We start from the raw sequence: 17,891 nt of genomic DNA, 5'->3' as shown, positions 1-17,891 counted from the left end.
TAACCCTTATCAAGGGTGGCGAGAATCACGCTGCCACAGGCGGCCGACTTTCACCATGCGGACGGATGTCCGGGCCTGAACCTGGAGCGCCGACCGACGAGAAGCGGCCGAAGCAGGAACCGTCCGCCATCGCGAAGGCTGCGGCCGGGCGGGCGAGCACTGGAAGCCACCGACCTGCCGGCCGTGCCGGTCACCGAGACGGACCGGATCGGCCGGCATCAGCCGCTCGATCCGGTCCCGTACCGCCGCAGTGATCACTGATCGGAAAGGCACATCCGATCAGCCGATCAACCTGTCAAGGAGTTACGCGCTGGCCCCTGATCAGGTCTGGTCGGGCGGGGTGATCAGCATTTCCCTACCCACAGGGAACTGATGTTGTCGTTTCGGTTGTACTGGGCGGTGTTGCCGCGCCAGTTCCCTACCGGCCATGAGGCGCCGTCTCGGTTGATGTTCAGCCACGTACAGAACGTCTTTCCCGTCCTGTTCCAGACCGAGGAGATCTGGTCGTTCAGGTTGAAGTCGCGGAGGTCGTCGGAGCCCAGTTGGAAGCGCGCCATCCGGCCCCAGCCACCTTCGTCCTCCCAGGCGCAGAACCAGCCGACCGGGCAGTCCTGGTACGCGGTGATCGACCTGCCCGTTTCGATGGTCGTCGGGGCCGCCTGGGTGGTGGTCGTGGATGCCGTTACTGCGACCGCGGCGAGTCCCAGTGCGGCACACAGTCCTGTGAACCGTTGCATGAGGGTATTGCCCTCCTTCGATTCGTGCAGTGCCGGGAAGACCGGTCACTGCCCTTTTTCCTCTTCGGGAAGCGAAGTCGAAATTATCGATGCTCACCTCACGGCTACACCATCCCTCAAGCGAGTGAGGTCAATTCTGGCAGTGCCGCATAAACGTTCTCTTGACTGAATGCACGGTTCCTGCTTGGCCTCGCCTACGGGAATGGGGGGCGCCGCGAGGGGCGAGTGCGGAGCCTCCTGGAGACCGAGCGGTGGGAACCACGGGCTCCGAACCGCGGGCGCACCGCTCACCGCCGTGGGCGGCGCGTGGCCTACGGGTTGACGGGGCGTTTGCCCGGTGTTTGCCGAGTCCTGTGAACGGGACCGAACGGGGAGCCGTACGGGATGACGGCGGGCCAGGCGGGCCGGGAACTCCCGGCCCAGCCCAGCCTCCCCAGCGTGGCCCGCCACCCACCACGGGCCGCGCACGGAAGGACCCCCGGGTTGCCCCAGCACACGAGCACACGCCAGTCACCGGCTGCCACCGAGGAAGCGGAGGCCCAGACCGGCACGTCGGCGGGCACACCGGAATCGGGGCCCACCGAGAACCTCCGGCCGCCAACACCCCGAACCCCCACCGCGGAACCGACGCAGGCCGCGGGCGACACGAAGGAGGCGGGGGGCGCCGAGGACTCCGGGCAGGCGGCAGCCCCGCCGCCTGCCACAGAACCGACGACGGCCGAGGACACCGCAGCCGGGGCGGAAGCGGGAGCCCCGGACAATCCCCGGGAGCCGACGAGGGCCGAGACCGGTACGGGGGAGGCGGCAGCCGCCGTCGATCCCCGCCTGCCAACACCCCGAATGCCCACTTCGGTACCGGCGAAGGCCGGGGGCGGTGCGGGGGCGGGGGATATCGCGGAGGCGCCCAAGGGAGGTTCGGAGGATACGAGGGCGGAGACCGAACCTGATGCCGGGGCCGGGGCAAAAACCGGGGCCGGGGCCAAGACCGGGCCCAATCCCGACACCGGGGTCGATGCCGGAACCGGGGCCGAGCCCGAGGACAGGCCCAACGCCGGAACCGAATCCGGGGCCGAGGACAGGCCCGAAGCCAGGGCCGGAACCGAAGACAAACCCGACACCGGAACCGAATCCGGGGACAGGCTCGAACCCGGAACCGAGGCCGGGCCCGAAACCGGGGCCGGGGCCAAGTCCGAGGACCAGCCCGACGCCGGGCCTGAAGCCGGAACCAAGGCCGGGCCCGACCCCGGGGCCGAGGGCAAGTCCGACCCCGGAACCGAAGGCAAGCCCGAGGCCGGAACCGAAGGCAAGCCCGACCCCGGAACCGAAGGCAAGCCCGAGGTCGGGGCCAAGGCCGGTGGGGCGTTTCGGCGTTGGTTCTGGGGGATACGGCGGTGGCGGTCGGCGCATCCCGTCGCGGGCCGGGCGCTGTCCGTCGGCGTGACCGTGCTCTCCGCCGCGCTCGTGATCGGGGCCCTGGTGCTGCCGAACAGCGTCGTCGGCTTGGGGCCCATGAAGTTCGTACGGATACCGGGCGAGGCGGTCATCGGGGCCGCGCTCGCCCTGGCCCTGCCGCGCAGGCCGCGCATGGCGCTCGCCGGGCTGGCCGGTGCCGCGCTCGCCGCGATGACCGTGCTGAACCTTCTCGACATGGGCTTCAACCAGTACCTCGGCCGCAGTTTCAACCTCGTCCTCGACTGGAGCCTGCTCACCGACGCCGAGGCATACCTGGAGGACTCCCTCGGCCACACCGCCACCCTCGCCGCCACGGCCGGCGTCGTCGTGCTCGTCCTCCTCCTGTTCGCGCTGCTCAGCCTGGCCACGATCCGCCTGGCCAACCTGCTCGCCCGGCACGGCGGCCGAGCCACCAGGGGCGCCCTGTTCGCCGGCGTCGCCTGGATCACCTGCACCGCCTTCGGCCTGCAGATCTCCGGCGTGCCGATCGCCGCCGACCGCACCGCCACGGCCGTACGGATCCAGGCCCACCGGGTGGCGGACACGCTCAGGGACGAGGCGGAGTTCCAGAAGGTGGCCAAGGTGGACGCCTTTGGGAACACGCCTCCCGACCAGCTGCTGACCGATCTGCGCGGCAAGGACGTGATCTTCACGTTCGTCGAGAGCTATGGCCGCAGCGCGATCGAGGACCCGATCATGGCGCCCGGCGTCGACAAGTCCCTCACCGCGAACACCGCGGCCCTGGCCAAGGCCGGCTTCCACGCGAAGAGCGGCTGGCTGACCTCGGCGACGTACGGCGGCAGCAGCTGGCTCGGCCACTCCAGCACCCTGTCGGGACTGTGGGTCAACAACCAGCAGCGCTACCGCACCGTCATGGCCAGCGACCACCTCAGTCTCACCAAGGCGTTCCAGAAGACCGGCGCCTGGGACACGGTCGGCGTCATGCCGGGGGTGCAGAAGGGCTGGCCCGAGCAGCGCTACTTCGGCCTCGACAAGGTCTACAACGCCTTCCAACTGGGCTACCGGGGACCCAAGTTCAGCTGGTCGACGATGCCCGACCAGTATGCGCTCGAACAGTTCCAGCAGCGGGTGCACGGCAAGCGGCGCGACAAGCCGCTGATGTCGGAGATCATCCTGACCTCCAGCCACCAGCCCTGGGCGCCGCTCCCGAAGCTGGTCGACTGGGACCGGCTCGGCGACGGTTCGGCCTTCCGGGACATCGAGGCGGCGGGCAACAAGTCGGCCGACGTCATCGCCGACACCACCAGGTCCCGGGAGGAGTACGGCAAGTCGATCCAGTACTCGGTGACCGCCCTCACCGAGTGGCTGGAGCGTTACGGCACCGACGACACCGTGCTGGTCTTCCTCGGCGACCACCAGCCCATCGCCCGGGTCAGCGGCAACCACGCCAGCCGCGACGTGCCGATCTCCCTCGTCGCCAAGGACCCCAAGGTCCTCGACAGGATCGCGAGTTGGGGCTGGAGCGACGGACTGCGCCCGGCGCACGACGCCCCGGTCTGGAAGATGAGCGCCTTCCGGGACCGCTTCCTGACGGCCTACGGCTCGACACCACATCCGAAGAAGGGCTGACCGCCGCCCCGTCCGCGAGAAGCCGAGGGGGGCGCAGCCCTCCAAGGTTCACCCGCCCAAAGTTCGGCGCCCGACGTTCAGCCGCCCGAGGTGTCCAGTTCCGCGTCCTCGGTGATGCCCGCGCAGTCGTACGGGTCCGTCAGCCAGCCGTCCGGCAGGACCACCCGGTTGTTGCCGGCGGTGCGGCCGCGGGGCCCGTCGGCGCCGGCGGGCCAGGGCTGGTCGAGGTCCAACTCGTCCAGACCGGACCGGAGTTCGGCGAGGGACGAGGTGATCGCCAGGCGCTTGCGCATCTCGGAGCCGACCGCGAAGCCCTTGAGGTACCAGGCGACATGCTTGCGGAAGTCGATCACGCCCCGCGCCTCGTCGCCGATCCACTCGCCGAGCAGGCCGGCGTGCCGGACCATCACGTCGGCGACCTCGCGCAGGGTCGGCCGCATGATGTCCTGCGTACGGCCTTCGAAGGCCGCGACCAGGTCCGCGAACAGCCACGGCCGGCCGAGGCAGCCGCGCCCCACGACCACCCCGTCGCAGCCGGTCTCGCGCACCATCCGCAGCGCGTCCTCGGCCGACCAGATGTCGCCGTTGCCGAGCACCGGGATCTCCGGCACATGCTCCTTGAGCCGGGCGATGGCCGCCCAGTCCGCCGTGCCGCCGTAATGCTGGGCGGCGGTGCGGCCGTGCAGCGCGATGGAGGTCACGCCCTCCTCGACCGCGATCCGCCCGGCGTCGAGGTAGGTGATGTGGTCGTCGTCGATGCCCTTGCGCATCTTCATCGTGACCGGCAGGTCACCCGCGCCGGCGACGGCCTCGCGCAGGATCGCCCGCAGCAGGTTGCGCTTGTACGGCAGGGCCGAGCCGCCGCCCTTGCGCGTCACCTTGGGCACCGGGCAGCCGAAGTTCAGGTCGATGTGGTCGGCCAGGTCCTCCTCCGCGATCATGCGGACGGCCTTGCCGACGGTGGCCGGGTCGACGCCGTACAACTGGATGGAGCGCGGCTTCTCCGTCGCGTCGAAGTGGATCAGCTGCATGGTCTTCTCGTTGCGTTCGACCAGTGCCCGGGTCGTGATCATCTCGCTCACGAAGAGTCCCTTGCCGCCGCCCGCTCCGGCCGCCGAGTCCTCTCCGGCCGCCGGGTCTCCTCCGGCGAAGGAGGCGAAGGACCTGCACAGCGTGCGGAAGGGCGCGTTGGTGATCCCGGCCATGGGGGCGAGCACCATGGGCGGCTGCACCGTGTGCGGGCCGATCCGCAGGGGGGGCACGGGGGTGGTCGACGGCGTGGGCATTGCTCCATTGTCCCGTACTCCGGCGGGTGCCCGCCCCTGCCTGTGGACAACCCGGACCCTGACCCCTGCATCGGTCATTAGTTAGACGCACTATCGATACGGGCGTAGGATGAACCCCATGCATCAGCTCAGCCCGCGCCGACGTTCGCTGATCCTGGCGATCTGCTGTATGAGTCTGCTGATCGTGAGCCTGGACAACACGGTCCTGAACGTCGCCCTCCCGTCGATGCAGCGCGAACTCGACACCACCACCTCGGGGCTCCAGTGGACCATCGACGCGTACACGCTGGTACTGGCCTCGCTGCTGATGCTCGCCGGATCCACGGCCGACCGGATCGGCCGCAAGCGGGTCTTCATGGCGGGCCTCGCGGTGTTCACGCTCGGCTCGCTGCTGTGCTCCCTCGCGCCGAACCTGGAGTCGCTGGTCGCCTTCCGCATGATCCAGGCGGTCGGCGGTTCGATGCTCAACCCGGTCGCCATGTCGATCATCACCAACACCTTCACCGACCCACGCGAGCGCGCCCGTGCCATCGGCGCCTGGGGCGCCGTGGTCGGCATATCCATGGCCGCGGGACCGCTGGTCGGCGGGCTGCTGGTGGAGGCCGTCGACTGGCGCGCGATCTTCTGGATCAACATCCCGATCGGCCTCGCCGCCCTCCTGCTCACCCTGCGCTACGTCCCCGAGTCCCGCGCCCCCCGCCCCCGCCGCCCCGACCCGGTCGGCCAGCTGCTGGTGATCGCGCTGTTCGGCGCGTCGACCTACGCCATCATCGAGGCGCCGCACGCGGGCGTCGGCACGGTGCTGCCCTTCGCCGCCCTAGCCCTGATCGCCCTGCTGGGCCTCCTGCGGTACGAGCCCCGCCGCCCGGAACCCCTCATCGACCTGCGCTTCTTCCGTTCGGCGCCGTTCAGCGGGGCCACGGCCATCGCGATCAGCGCGTTCGCCGCGCTGGGCGGCTTCCTGTTCCTGTCGACGCTGTACCTGCAGAGCGTGCGCGGCCTCGACGCCCTGCACGCCGGCCTGTGGATGCTGCCCATGGCGGTGCCCACGTTCCTGTGCGCGCCGATCTCCGGGCGGCTGGTCGGCAACCGGGGGCCGCGGCTGCCGCTGCTGATCGCGGGTGTCGCGATGACCGCGGGCAGCGCGCTGTTCGCCGCGTTCGAGGCACAGACCTCGGACCTCACCCGGCTCGCCGGATACGTCCTGTTCGGCATCGGCTTCGGCTTTGTGAACGCGCCGATCACCAACACCGCGGTGTCGGGCATGCCGCGGGCGCAGGCGGGGGTCGCGGCGGCCGTCGCCTCCACCAGCCGGCAGCTCGGGCAGACGCTCGGGGTCGCGGTGATCGGGTCCGTGCTGGCGGCCGGCATCGGCTCGTCGGCGTTCGCCCCGGCCTTCGTCGACGCCGCGCGGCCGGGCTGGTGGATCCTCACCGCGTGCGGGGCCGCGGTGCTCGTCCTCGGCGCGCTGACCAGCGGACGCTGGGCCCGCCACACCGCCGAGCGGACGGCCGAACGCCTGGAGTCACCCGAAGTACTCCAGACGGCGGGCGCACCCGGCCGCCGCTAGGCCGAAGACCTGCGGGTGGCGTCCGGCAAGGTCCACTCGCCGACGGTCACGGTGAAGGTGATCCGAGACCCCGCGTCAGCAGATCCACGAGCGCGGCGAACTCGTCCTCGACACCCGGCCGCTCCCACTCCCGCGAGTAGGCGGGGTCGTGGAAGCGGCCGGTTGCCTGGAAGACGGCGCGGGCGGCGGTGGCGGGGTCGGACACGGTGAAGCCACCGGACTCGGTTCCGTTGGCGGCGGCTACATGTCACCGTCACTGGTCTCGCAGGCGTGGCAGCGCTACGGCTCCTCGCTCAAGGGCCTGATGACCTGGTCGATCAACTGGGACGGCGCGAAGAACCGGACCTTCGGCGACAACGTGAAGTCCCTGCAAGGCCGTTGAGCCCGGCCCGGCCCGGGGGTCGCACCCTGACACCGCCGTCAGGGTGCGACTCGGGGTCGGGCTGGGGCTTGACCCCGATGCCGCCGGGGTGCGCGCGACGGCAGGCTGGGGGCATGAAGATCACCGCTGCGAAGCGCTCCTCGACCGTCCTGCGCGGGGCCGCCGGACTCGCCACCGCCGCCGTGCTCGCCACCACGGCCGTCGGTGCGGCCGGCGCCCCCGCGCTCGCCGCGGACCCGCCCGCCCCCGCGCCCGCCGCCGAACCGCCCGCCGGCTCCGTCCCGGCGTTCGACTTCGGCGACTGCCCGGACCTCCCGGCCGGCGTCGACCCGGCCCGGTGGCGCTGCGAAGTCCTCACCGCCACCGGCTCGTTGACCCTGGGCAGCCGGACGATCCCCGACCTGGCGCCGATGACCATCACCCACGCGGAGGGCCCGCTGCCCGACGGCAGCCCCGATCAGGTCTTCGGCGCCCTGCGCGGCGCCCCGACCGCGGTACCCGGCGGCCTCCTCGGGACGCCCGCGGCCGACCACGGCCGCGCGCCCTCGCTCGCCCTGCGGCCGAAGTACGGCGGCCGGTCCGACTTCTACTCCGTCGGCGACAGCCTGGGCCTGTTCACCCTGCGCTTCCGCGCCCTTGGCCCGCTGCTGCCGAAGGGCTGCACCATAGGCGGCGACACCCCCGTCGAGCTCCGCCTGCGGCGCACCGGCAGCTCCGAGCGGATCTCCACGGACCCGCCGGTCATCAGGTTCGGCGCGTACGACGACACGTTCACCGTCCCGGCCTCCGACGGCTGCGGCCCGCTGGGCCGGGTGCTCGACGACCGGCTCGGCCTGCCCGCCGCGACCGGGAACGCCATCTCGCTCACCGCGTACTACACCTTCAAGACGTACGACCGGCTGCCGCCCCGCTGAGGACGAACGTCCGGGCGGGAACGCGATGTTCCTGCGGGCGCCCGGGGCGGGGCCACAAGACGAACGCCGGGCGGGCTGAGGGATATCAGCCCGCCCGGCGTTCGAGGACGAGGCCCGTTCAGGGCCGAAGCGGGGGTCCGGCCCCGGGGACGGCAGCCCCCGCGAACCTCAGCAGCCCAGCAGGCGCCCGGCGAGGTAGCCCTCGATCTGGTCCAGCGACACGCGTTCCTGCTTCATCGAGTCGCGCTCACGGACCGTGACGGCGTTGTCCTCCAGCGTGTCGAAGTCGACCGTCACGCAGTACGGGGTGCCGATCTCGTCCTGGCGGCGGTAGCGGCGGCCGATGGCGCCGGCGTCGTCGAACTCGATGTTCCAGTGCTGGCGCAGGGCCTGGGCGAGGCCCTTGGCCTTCGGGGACAGCTCCGGGTTACGGGACAGCGGGAGCACGGCGACCTTCACCGGGGCGAGGCGGTGGTTCAGCCGCAGCACCGTGCGCTTCTCCAGCTTGCCCTTGGCGTTGGGCGCCTCATCCTCGATGTAGGCGTCGAGCAGGAAGGCGAGCATCGCGCGGCCGACACCGGCCGCCGGCTCGATGACGTACGGCGTCCAGCGCTCGCCGGCCTCCTGGTCGAAGTAGGAGAGGTCCTGGCCGGATGCCTTGGAGTGGGCGCCCAGGTCGTAGTCGGTGCGGTTGGCGACGCCCTCCAGCTCGCCCCACTCGCTGCCGCCGAAGTGGAAGCGGTACTCGATGTCAGCCGTGCGCTTGGAGTAGTGGGAGAGCTTCTCCTTCGGGTGGTCGTACCAGCGCATGTTCTCCTCACGCAGGCCGAGGCCCGTGTACCAGCTCCAGCGCTGCTCCATCCAGTACTCGTGCCACTTCTCGTCCTCGCCCGGCTTGACGAAGAACTCCATCTCCATCTGCTCGAACTCGCGGGTGCGGAAGATGAAGTTGCCCGGCGTGATCTCGTTGCGGAACGACTTGCCCATCTGCGCGATGCCGAACGGCGGCTTGCGGCGCGAAGTGGTCTGCACCTGGGCGAAGTTGGTGAAGATGCCCTGGGCGGTCTCGGGGCGCAGATAGGCGACCGAGCCGGAGTCCTGCGTCGGGCCGAGGTGGGTGGACAGCAGGCCCGAGAACTGCTTGGGCTCGGTGAACTGCCCCTTGTTGCCGCAGTTGGGGCAGTTCACGTCCGCGAGGCCGTTCGCCGGCATGCGGCCGTGCTTGGCCTCGTACGCCTCCTCCAGATGGTCCGCGCGGAACCGCTTGTGACAGGCGGTGCACTCGGTCAGCGGGTCCGTGAAGGTGGCGATATGGCCGGATGCCGCCCAGACCTCGGGGGCCAGGATGACGGACGAGTCGAGACCGACCACGTCCTCGCGCGACGTCACCATGTAGCGCCACCACTGGCGCTTGATGTTCTCCTTGAGCTCGACACCCAGGGGCCCGTAGTCCCAGGCGGCACGCTGGCCGCCGTAGATCTCACTGCAGGGGAATACGAAGCCACGGCGCTTGCTCAGGCTGACGATGGTGTCGATCTTGTCGGCGGCCACGGTGCTCTCTTCATTACGACGACGGGCGACGAAGCGAGGTGCTTCCAGCGAATGCTTCAGGTTACCGGCGCAGGCTCCCCCTCGACCAAATCGGTGGGCCCCCGAAGGCCACCGAGAGTTTGTTGACAACGGTTTCCATATTTGCTGAAAATGACTGTCATGAACGTACGACGACGCCTGATACCCGCGGCCGCGGCGACCGCGGCCACCGCCCTCGGCATAGCGACCCTCTCCGCCTGCTCCAGCGACAGCGCCGCGGCGGGTGACACCGGCAAGTTCGACGTCGTCGCGTCGTTCTACCCCATGGCCTTCCTCGCCGAGCAGATCGGCGGTGACCACGTCCATGTCACCAGTCTCACCCAGCCCGGCCAGGAACCGCACGACCTGGAGATCAGCGCCAAGCAGACCGCGCAGCTCCAGGAGTCCGACGCGGTGCTCTACCTCAAGAGCCTCCAGCCCTCCGTCGACGACGCGGTCACCCAGTCCGAGATCAAGACGAAGATCGACGCCGCCTCCCTGACCACCCTGGAGGAGCACGGCAACGAGGTCGGCGGGCACGCGGCCGAGCACGACAGCCACGAGGGCGAGGAGTCCGGCGGCAAGGACCCGCACATCTGGCTCGACCCGGTGCGCTACGCCGAGGTCGCCCAGGGCGTCGGCAAGGCGTTCGAGAAGGCCGACCCCGACCACGCCGCCGACTACAAGAAGAACACCGCGGCCCTGGTCAAGAAGCTCGACGACCTCGACAAACAGTTCAAGGACGGCCTGACCAACACCAAGACCAAGGTCTTCATCACCACGCACGCCGCCTTCGGCTACCTCGCCGAGCGCTACGGCCTCACCGAGGAAGCGATCAACGGCCTCGACCCCGAGTCGGAGCCCAGCGCCGCCCGGGTCAAGGACCTTGAGAAGATGGCCAAGGCCGACGGCGTCACCACCGTGTTCTACGAGACGCTCGTCAGCGACAAGACCGCGAAGACCATCGCCCAGGACGCACAGCTGAAGACCGATGTCCTCGACCCGATCGAGGGCATCACGGACAAGTCCCGGGGCAACGACTACTTCGCGGTCCAGGAAGCGAACCTCAAGGCGCTGCAGACCGCCTTGGGCGGCAAGTGATCGTTCCGATCGTTACGGAGGACGGCATGGGCGTCACCGACGTCAAGGGCGAGCCGGTCATATCGATGCGCGGCGTACACGCCGAGCTGGGCTCGCGACCCGTCCTGCGCGGCATCGACCTCACCGTGCACCGCGGCGAGGTCGTCGCGCTGCTCGGCGCGAACGGGTCCGGCAAGTCGACCGCGATCCGCGGCGTCATCGGCCAAGTACCGCTCAGCGCCGGGGAGATCGAGCTGTTCGGCACCGGCCGGGGGCGGTTCCGGGACTGGCGGCGCGTGGGCTACGTACCGCAGCGGACCACCGCGGCGGGCGGGGTGCCCGCGACGGTCACCGAGATCGTCGCCTCCGGCCGGCTCTCCCGCACCCGGTTCGGCCTGTTCGGCCGGGCCGACCGCGCGGCCGTGCACCGCGCCCTGGAACTCGTCGGCATGGCCGACCGGGCGAAGGACTCCGTCGACGCCCTCTCCGGCGGCCAGCACCAGCGCGTCCTGATCGCCCGCGCCCTGGTCGCCGAACCCGAACTGCTGATCATGGACGAGCCGATGGCGGGCGTCGACCTGGCGAGCCAGGAGGTGCTCGCCAGAACGCTCCGGGATCAGGTCGCGCAGGGCATCACGGTCCTGCTGGTGCTCCATGAACTCGGCCCGCTTGAGCCCTTGATCGACCGGGCCGTCGTGCTGCGCGACGGCTGTGTCCTGCACGACGGCCCGCCGCCGCGCGCGGTCGGTCAGCACGCCCTGCCGGGCCACGACCATGTGCACCCGCACGCACCCGCGGGCGCCGATCCGATCCGCACGGGACTGCTGAGCTGATGGACTTCCTCGACTACGCCTTCATGCAGCGGGCCCTGCTCGCCGCCGTCCTGGTCGGCATCACCGCCCCCGCCATCGGCATCTACCTCGTCCAGCGCCGCCAGGCCCTCATGGGCGACGGTATCGGCCACGTCGCGATGACGGGCGTCGGCCTCGGCTTTCTGCTGTCCACCTCCCCGGTGTGGATGGCCACCGCGGTCTCCGTGCTCGGCGCGGTCCTCATGGAACTGATCCGCTGGTACGGCCGCACACGCGGCGACATCGCCCTCGCGATGCTCTTCTACGGCGGCATGGCCGGCGGTGTCATGTTCATCAACCTCGCGCCGACCGGCTCCACGGCGAATCTGACGTCCTACCTGTTCGGCTCGCTGTCGACCGTGTCGCAGTCCGACGTGACGGCGATCTGCCTGCTGGCCGCGTTCGTGGTCCTGGTCACCCTGGGGCTGCGCCGCCAGTTGTTCGCGGTCAGCCAGGACGAGGAGTTCGCCCGGGTCACCGGGCTACCGGTGCGCGTACTGAACCTGCTGACGGCGGTCACCGCGGCGGTGACCGTGACCGTCGCCATGCGCGTGGTCGGCCTGCTGCTGGTGAGCGCGCTGATGGTGGTCCCGGTCGCCGCCGCCCAGCAGCTCAGCCGGAGTTTCGCGGCGACCTTCGCGATCGCCGTCGCCATCGGCGTCACCGTGACGATCAGCGGCACGATCACGTCGTACTACCAGGACGTGCCGCCCGGCGCGACCATCGTGCTGCTGACCATCGCCGCGTTTGTGCTGCTGACGGCGGTGGCCACGCCGCTGGCCCGGCGCCGCGCCCGGGCACTCGCCGCCGCGCAGCCGCCCGGCGATCCCGCGGAGTGCTCGATTCCGGCCACTCGGGGGGCCGCCGACGAAGTCGGCGTCTGACTGCGCACGGGCCGGGCTGGCACAATGGCCCGGCAGACGCAGAACCGTGAGGAGGCAACCGGTGACGACCGCTGGACCGCCCGTGAAGGGCCGCGCGACCCGTCAGCGGGCCGCCGTGGCGGCGGCCCTGAACGAGGTCGACGAGTTCCGCAGCGCGCAGGAACTCCACGACATGCTGAAGCACAAGGGCGATTCGGTCGGCCTGACCACGGTCTACCGCACCCTCCAGACCCTTGCCGACGCCGGCGAGGTCGACGTCCTGCGCACCTCCGACGGCGAGTCCGTCTACCGTCGCTGCTCCAGCGGCGAACACCACCACCACCTCGTCTGCCGCACCTGCGGCAAGGCGGTCGAGGTGGAGGGGCCCGCGGTGGAGAAGTGGGCGGAGGCGATCGCGGCGGAGCACGGCTATGTCAATGTGGCGCACACGGTGGAGGTTTTTGGCACCTGTGCGGAGTGCGCTGCGCGTTGAGCGGATGTTGGTGCGGGTTGGCTGGCGCCGGCCTTGCGGGGGGGCGCCGTTGGGGGTGGGGGGTGCGTGCCGGGTGCGGGTTCGTGGGGGCTTGGCGCGCAGTTCCCCGCGCCCCTAGGGGACTGCGGTCGGGCGGAATCGTGGAGTCGGGCTCTGCTGAGCGCGGGCTCACGCCGTTGGGGGGCGGGGTGCGTGCCGGGTGCGGGTGGGTGGGGGCTTGGCGCGCAGTTCCCCGCGCCCCTGGGGGGGTGCCGCCAGCCGGAATCGTGTAGTCGGGCTCTGCTGGGCGCGGGCTCACGCCGTTGGGGGGGCGGGGTGCGTGCCGGGTGCGGGTTCGTGGGGGTTGAGCGCGCAGTTCCCCGCGCCCCTGGGGGACTGCGGTCAGACCTGATTGTGATGGGTTGTTGCTAGGGCGTGGGGTGGTTGGCCTTCATGGCCTGGAGTTGGTCGTTGGGGATTGCGCCGCCGAAGCGTCGGTCGCGGGAGGCGAATTCGATGCAGGCGCGCCACAGGTCACGGCGGTCGAAGTCGGGCCACAGGACGTCCTGGAAGACCATCTCGGCGTAGGCGCTCTGCCAGATCAGGTAGTTGGAGGTGCGCTGCTCGCCGCTCGGGCGCAGGAACAGGTCGACGTCCGGCATGTCCGGGTAGTACAGGTACTTCTGGACGGTCTTCTCGGTGATCTTGTCGGGGTCGAGCCGGCCGGCCCGCACGTCCTCGGCGAGCGCCCGCGCCGCGTCCGTCAGCTCGGCCCGGCCGCCGTAGTTCATGCAGAAGTACAGGGTGAGCAGGTCGTTGTCCTTGGTCTGCTCCTGGGCGACCTGGAGCTCCTTGGCGACCGACTTCCACAGCCGGGGCATGCGGCCCACCCAGCGCACCCGGATGCCGAGAGCGTCGAGTTCGTCGCGGGTCTTGCGGATGAAGTCGCGGTTGAAGTTCATCAGGAAGCGGACCTCGTCCGGCGAGCGCTTCCAGTTCTCGGTGGAGAAGGCGTACAGGGAGATGTTGCGGACACCGATCTCGATCGAGCCCTGCAACACGTCCAGTACCCGCTCCGCACCGATCTTGTGCCCCTCGGTCCGCGGCAGCCCGCGCTCCTTGGCCCAACGCCCGTTGCCGTCCATGACGATGGCCACGTGCTCGGGGACCAGTTCGCCGGGGAGTTTCGGCGCAACGGCACCGGACGGGTGCGGTTCGGGCGCCTTGTACTCGCGGCGCCGGCGCCCCAGGATCCCGCGTACGACCATGTGCTTCTCGTCTCCCTACTAGGATTTCCGCGCCGTTCGCGCCGACGCCGTGTCTATGACTTTTCCACGTATCGCAGTGAGCGCAGCCCACGCTCCAGGTGCCAGCGCAGATAGGCCGACACCAGGCCGTTGCCCTCCCGGACGTACCGCGGCTCGCACGCGTCCGCGGTCTCCCAGTCTCCCGTAAGCAGCGCGCCGAGGAGGACGAGGGCCTGCGGCGAGGGTACGACGCTGCCGGGCACCCGGCAGTCCGCGCACAGGGAGCCGCCGGACCCGACCGAGAAGAAGCGGTTCGGCCCCGGCATACCGCATTTCGCGCAGTCGCCGAAGCTGGGGGCGTAGCCGTTGACGGCGAGGGAACGCAGCAGGAAGGCGTCGAGAACGAGGTGGGACGCGTGCTCACCGCGGGCGAGCGTGCGCAGCGCGCCGACGAGCAGCAGATACTGCTGCACGGCGGGCTCGCCCTCGTGGTCGGTGAACCGCTCGGCGGTCTCCAGCATGGCCGTTCCGGCGGTGTAGCGGGCGTAGTCGGCGACGATCCCGCCACCGTAGGGAGCGATGGTCTCGCTCTGTGTGCACAGCGGCAGCCCGCGGCCGACGAGTTCGCTGCCGCGCGTGAAGAACTGCACGTCGACATGGGAGAACGGCTCCAGCCTGGCGCCGAACTTGGATTTCGTCCGCCGTACGCCCCGGGCCACGGCCCGCACCCGTCCATGGCCGCGGGTGAGCAGCGTGATGATCCGGTCCGCCTCGCCCAGTTTCTGGGTGCGCAGCACGATGCCGTCGTCGCGGAACAGAGTCATGCCCCCATTCTCACGCACAGAGTCGGCGCGGGTGGTCGAAAGCCGTGCGGACCGTCCCGGCGCGGTGCGTCACGGTGCGTCACGGTGTGTACTGGTAGCCGGCGCTGCTGAAGCCGCCCGGGCTGTGGACATGGACGGTGGCGGCGCCGGGGGTGCCTCCCGGCGCGACGGCCACCACCTGGGTGTCGGAGACGGTGACGAAGGAGGTGGGGGTGCCGCCGACCGTGACACTGTCGGTGTAGGTCAGGCCGCTGCCGGTGATGGTGATGCTGTTGCCGCCGGCTGCCGGGCCCTGGTTGGGACTGAGACCGGTGATGATCGGCTGTCCGACATAGGTGTAGTAGGGGTCGCCGACCCCGGGAAGGCTCGTGCCGCCCGGCGTGGTGACGGTGACGGTGACGGTTCCGGAACCGAACGGGGCCAGGGCGGTGAGTTCGCCGTCCGAGAGGACGCTGATGCCGGTGGCCGCGTGGGAGCCGAAACGTACGGCGCTGGTGAGGGTCAGATTGCTGCCCGTGACGGTCACGGTGTTGCCGCCCAGGGTCGGCCCCAGCACGGGGAAGACGCTGTCCACCGTCGGCAGGGGGACGTAGAAGTAGGACACCGGGGTGCTGGTGCCGCCGCCCGTGGTGACCGTGAGGCTGACGGGCCCCGCCGCGTCGGCGGGGGCCTGGACGTTGATCTGCGTGCCGATGTTGGCGGTGATGGTGGCGCTGTGGCTGCCGAACATGACCGCGGTGGCGCCGGAGAGGGCGGTGCCCGTGATGGTGACACTGTTTCCGCCGGCGGTGGGGCCCTGGGTCGGGGTGATCGAGCCGATGACCGGGGTGGGAAGGTAGGTGAAGGTCACGCTGTTGCTGGTGCCGCTGGGCGCGGTGACGGTGACGGCGGACGAGCCCGACCCGGCGGGCGCCGTGCAGGAGATGGTGGTGTCGCTGAGCGTGGTGAACTGTGCCGGGTTCGTGCCGAACTTCACCGACGACGCGCCGGTGAAGCCGCTGCCGGTGAGCGTGACGGCGGTACCGCCTGCGGCCGGTCCCTGGGTGGGGCTGAGACTGGTGATGATCGGCGCCATGACGTGCTCCATTCCATGTGCCCGAGCGAGGACGCCGTGCCCCGGCCGGAACTGGGTCGGGGCACGGCGGTCCGGTGCGCGTTCCCGAGTACCTGCCCAGGCGCGGCCGTCGTAGGAGGAAAGGGGCGATCGGCAGCCCTGGACCGGTGCGGGTCAGACGCCGGTGAACACGTCGCCGGCGACGATCGCGCTGGTGCCGCCGGGGGTGATGACCTGGAGGTCGTAGGTCGTGCCCGAGGTGAGGCCGGCGGGGACGACGACGATCACCTGGGTTTCGGAGGCGGAGGTGAAGCCGGCCGCCGAGATCGAGGCGCCGCCGGCGGTCGGTGTGAAGGTCACGTCGGTGACGCTGTCGAAACAGGTGCCCGTGACGGTGACGTTCGTTCCGGCCGGCCCGGTGGTCGGGCTGAGGCTGATCACGGCGGGAGCGTTGTAGTAGACGAACTGGTCGGCGACGCTCGTGGTGCTGATTCCGCCCGGGGTGGTGACGCTGACGTCGACGGTGTCCTGACAGGAGGCGAAGGCCCCGTGCGCGGGAGCGGTGACGGTGAGCTGGCCGTCGTTGACCACGGTCACCCCGGTGCCCGCGCCGACGGCGCCGAAGGTCACCGCCGAGGCGTTGAGGAAGCCGCTGCCATTGACGGTGACGGTGCCGGGGCTGGCCGGGCCCGTGCTGGGTGCCACGGCCGCGACGGCCGGGCTGGCGGCGTAGTAGAACGGCAGGGAGTTGGTGGTCGACGTGCCGGCCGTGACGTTGATGTTGTACTGCCCGGCGCACAGCGATGGGATGACGGCGGTGATCTGTGTGCTGCTGACGACGGTGGCGGGGGCCGACTTGTTCCCGAAGTTCACCTTCGTGGCGGTGGACAGGGCGGTTCCGTTGACCGTCAGGGTCTGCCCGGCGGAGCCGGGGTTGCCCGTGCTGATCGAGGTGATGGTTGCCATGACGTTTCCTTTCGCGGTTGGCCGCGTGTTGGGCGGTGGTTACGTTGGTTGCGTTGGTTGCGTTGGCCGAACGGCCTTGTGGGGCCTGAGTGTTCGGGAGGACATGGCGCGATGCCTGTCCGATGGACGCGATTGATGGAGGGGGGATCGAGGGGTGATGGAGGGGTGATGGGGGGGTGAACGGTGCGGTGTCCGGCGTCGGCGCATGCCCGTGCGGGCCGTGTCGCCGGTGAGGCCAGTTGCGCCCGCCGACTCGGTGATGGCGCCGCCGACTTGGCGATGGTCCCCGCCGACTTGGCACGGTGGCGCCGCCGGACGGACCACCAGCGCGCTGGAGCCGTGCGGGGACGGGGCGTTTTCGCGCCGTATGTGCGGGGCGTGGACGGGAACAACCCCAACGGCCGGGCGGGTCCGGAAGCCTGTGGCATACCTGGCCCGGACGACGTCCTGGGTCGGCCCGGTACGGTGACCGAATGCGTGGCTTCCTCAGCCTCAGCGGAATTGCGGCTCGTCCCAAGCCGGTTCAACGGTGAGGTGTGACAGGGAAGGACGAAGTCGGTCGTAGGTCGGAACGACTTCAGCCGCAGCTGAGCTTGACCATGGCATCACTTCCAATTCCTTGCCGATGTACGTCCGTACTGGGCATCGGCAGAGAATTCTTACTCGCTGGACGTCAACCGCGCCGCCGGCGGCTCCGAACAGGGAGCGGGATGCTCCCGAGCCCCGGGGCGGATGACTCAGCCAACCTGACAACAGTCAGTAATCCATCCGAGTGACCCTCGCCGCAAGGGCGTGGCAACCCATTCGCTCATTCGGAGCAGCGCACGGCCGCACACCTCCCCAGGGACGTACCCACCTGTGCAAACGGTCGGTACAACAGCACCCCGGCGCGAAATGGTCTGAAAATAACACTGCATGTCGCGGTGGTCGGGCCCGCACGGCAAAAGGACCTGGGCCGGGCGCGCGTCATGTCGCCCATGACCACAGCGAAAAGCGGTCCGTGCCGCCCGCCGGGCAGGCGGGGCGGCACGGAC

General features: G+C 70.3%; 15 protein-coding genes and 1 pseudogene. 8 read left to right on the top strand and 8 right to left on the bottom strand.

The window, feature by feature from the left end; translation table 11 throughout:
- Positions 1-344: 344 nt before the first annotated feature.
- Complete coding sequence (locus tag ACWEKM_RS30815; RefSeq protein WP_451624544.1) at positions 345-737, bottom strand: peptidase inhibitor family I36 protein; 393 nt, start codon at positions 735-737, stop codon at positions 345-347.
- Between the two features lie 1,383 nt (positions 738-2,120).
- Between ACWEKM_RS30815 and ACWEKM_RS30810 the strand changes: the two genes are divergently transcribed.
- Positions 2,121-3,779: a sulfatase-like hydrolase/transferase gene (locus ACWEKM_RS30810; RefSeq protein ID WP_451624563.1), complete on the top strand. Its 1,659-nt coding sequence runs from the start codon at positions 2,121-2,123 to the stop codon at positions 3,777-3,779.
- A gap of 77 nt (positions 3,780-3,856) precedes the next feature.
- On the opposite strand, the gene dusB is transcribed toward ACWEKM_RS30810, so the two are convergent.
- Entirely contained in the window at positions 3,857-5,065 is a 1,209-nt protein-coding gene (gene dusB / locus ACWEKM_RS30805) for a tRNA dihydrouridine synthase DusB (RefSeq protein ID WP_451624543.1), read from the bottom strand.
- 118 nt (positions 5,066-5,183) lie between these two features.
- Here dusB and ACWEKM_RS30800 point away from each other — a divergent pair, with 118 nt between their 5' ends.
- Positions 5,184-6,635 carry an MFS transporter gene (locus ACWEKM_RS30800; protein ID WP_451624542.1) on the top strand — a complete coding sequence of 484 codons (1,452 nt, stop codon included), beginning with the start codon at positions 5,184-5,186 and terminating at the stop codon, positions 6,633-6,635.
- A gap of 46 nt (positions 6,636-6,681) precedes the next feature.
- On the opposite strand, the gene ACWEKM_RS30795 is transcribed toward ACWEKM_RS30800, so the two are convergent.
- Positions 6,682-6,840: a hypothetical protein gene (locus ACWEKM_RS30795; protein WP_451624541.1), complete on the bottom strand. Its 159-nt coding sequence runs from the start codon at positions 6,838-6,840 to the stop codon at positions 6,682-6,684.
- A 27-nt stretch (positions 6,841-6,867) separates the two neighbouring features.
- On the opposite strand from ACWEKM_RS30795, the pseudogene ACWEKM_RS30790 reads away from it, so the two are divergent.
- A pseudogene (locus tag ACWEKM_RS30790) lies at positions 6,868-7,017 on the top strand (chitinase); the annotation flags it as partial.
- A 113-nt stretch (positions 7,018-7,130) separates the two neighbouring features.
- On the top strand, positions 7,131-7,931 hold the full coding sequence (locus ACWEKM_RS30785) for a hypothetical protein (protein ID WP_451624540.1): 801 nt from the start codon (positions 7,131-7,133) through the stop codon (positions 7,929-7,931).
- A gap of 168 nt (positions 7,932-8,099) precedes the next feature.
- Here the strand turns inward: ACWEKM_RS30785 and ACWEKM_RS30780 are convergent, their stop codons facing one another.
- Positions 8,100-9,482 (bottom strand): glycine--tRNA ligase, encoded by a 1,383-nt coding sequence (locus tag ACWEKM_RS30780; protein WP_451624539.1) that lies wholly within the window; start codon positions 9,480-9,482, stop codon positions 8,100-8,102.
- Positions 9,483-9,641: 159 nt separating this feature from the next.
- Between ACWEKM_RS30780 and ACWEKM_RS30775 the strand changes: the two genes are divergently transcribed.
- From ACWEKM_RS30775 to ACWEKM_RS30760, 4 genes are all read left to right on the top strand, one after another.
- Positions 9,642-10,601, top strand: a complete 960-nt coding sequence (locus ACWEKM_RS30775; RefSeq protein WP_451624538.1) for a metal ABC transporter solute-binding protein, Zn/Mn family — start codon at positions 9,642-9,644, stop codon at positions 10,599-10,601.
- A 26-nt stretch (positions 10,602-10,627) separates the two neighbouring features.
- Positions 10,628-11,413 (top strand): metal ABC transporter ATP-binding protein, encoded by a 786-nt coding sequence (locus ACWEKM_RS30770; protein ID WP_451624537.1) that lies wholly within the window; start codon positions 10,628-10,630, stop codon positions 11,411-11,413.
- A complete protein-coding gene (locus tag ACWEKM_RS30765) occupies positions 11,413-12,315 on the top strand; it encodes a metal ABC transporter permease (protein WP_451624536.1) in 903 nt (300 codons plus the stop codon). The genes ACWEKM_RS30770 and ACWEKM_RS30765 overlap by 1 nt, the downstream gene beginning before the upstream one ends.
- 61 nt (positions 12,316-12,376) lie before the next feature.
- Entirely contained in the window at positions 12,377-12,787 is a 411-nt protein-coding gene (locus ACWEKM_RS30760; RefSeq protein ID WP_451624535.1) for a Fur family transcriptional regulator, read from the top strand.
- Between the two features lie 407 nt (positions 12,788-13,194).
- Here the strand turns inward: ACWEKM_RS30760 and ACWEKM_RS30755 are convergent, their stop codons facing one another.
- The 4 genes from ACWEKM_RS30755 to ACWEKM_RS30740 all read right to left on the bottom strand — a co-directional run bounded on the left by ACWEKM_RS30755 (position 13,195) and on the right by ACWEKM_RS30740 (position 16,857).
- Positions 13,195-14,034: an isoprenyl transferase gene (locus ACWEKM_RS30755; RefSeq protein WP_451624534.1), complete on the bottom strand. Its 840-nt coding sequence runs from the start codon at positions 14,032-14,034 to the stop codon at positions 13,195-13,197.
- A 53-nt stretch (positions 14,035-14,087) separates the two neighbouring features.
- Entirely contained in the window at positions 14,088-14,837 is a 750-nt protein-coding gene (gene recO / locus ACWEKM_RS30750; protein ID WP_451624533.1) for a DNA repair protein RecO, read from the bottom strand.
- Between the two features lie 79 nt (positions 14,838-14,916).
- Positions 14,917-15,912, bottom strand: a complete 996-nt coding sequence (locus tag ACWEKM_RS30745; protein ID WP_451624532.1) for an IPT/TIG domain-containing protein — start codon at positions 15,910-15,912, stop codon at positions 14,917-14,919.
- A gap of 153 nt (positions 15,913-16,065) precedes the next feature.
- Positions 16,066-16,857, bottom strand: a complete 792-nt coding sequence (locus ACWEKM_RS30740; protein WP_451624531.1) for an IPT/TIG domain-containing protein — start codon at positions 16,855-16,857, stop codon at positions 16,066-16,068.
- Between the last annotated feature and the right edge of the window lie 1,034 nt (positions 16,858-17,891).

It is taken from the genome of Streptomyces sp. NPDC004752, assembly GCF_053601275.1.
This window is presented reverse-complemented; position numbering and strand designations above follow the sequence as displayed.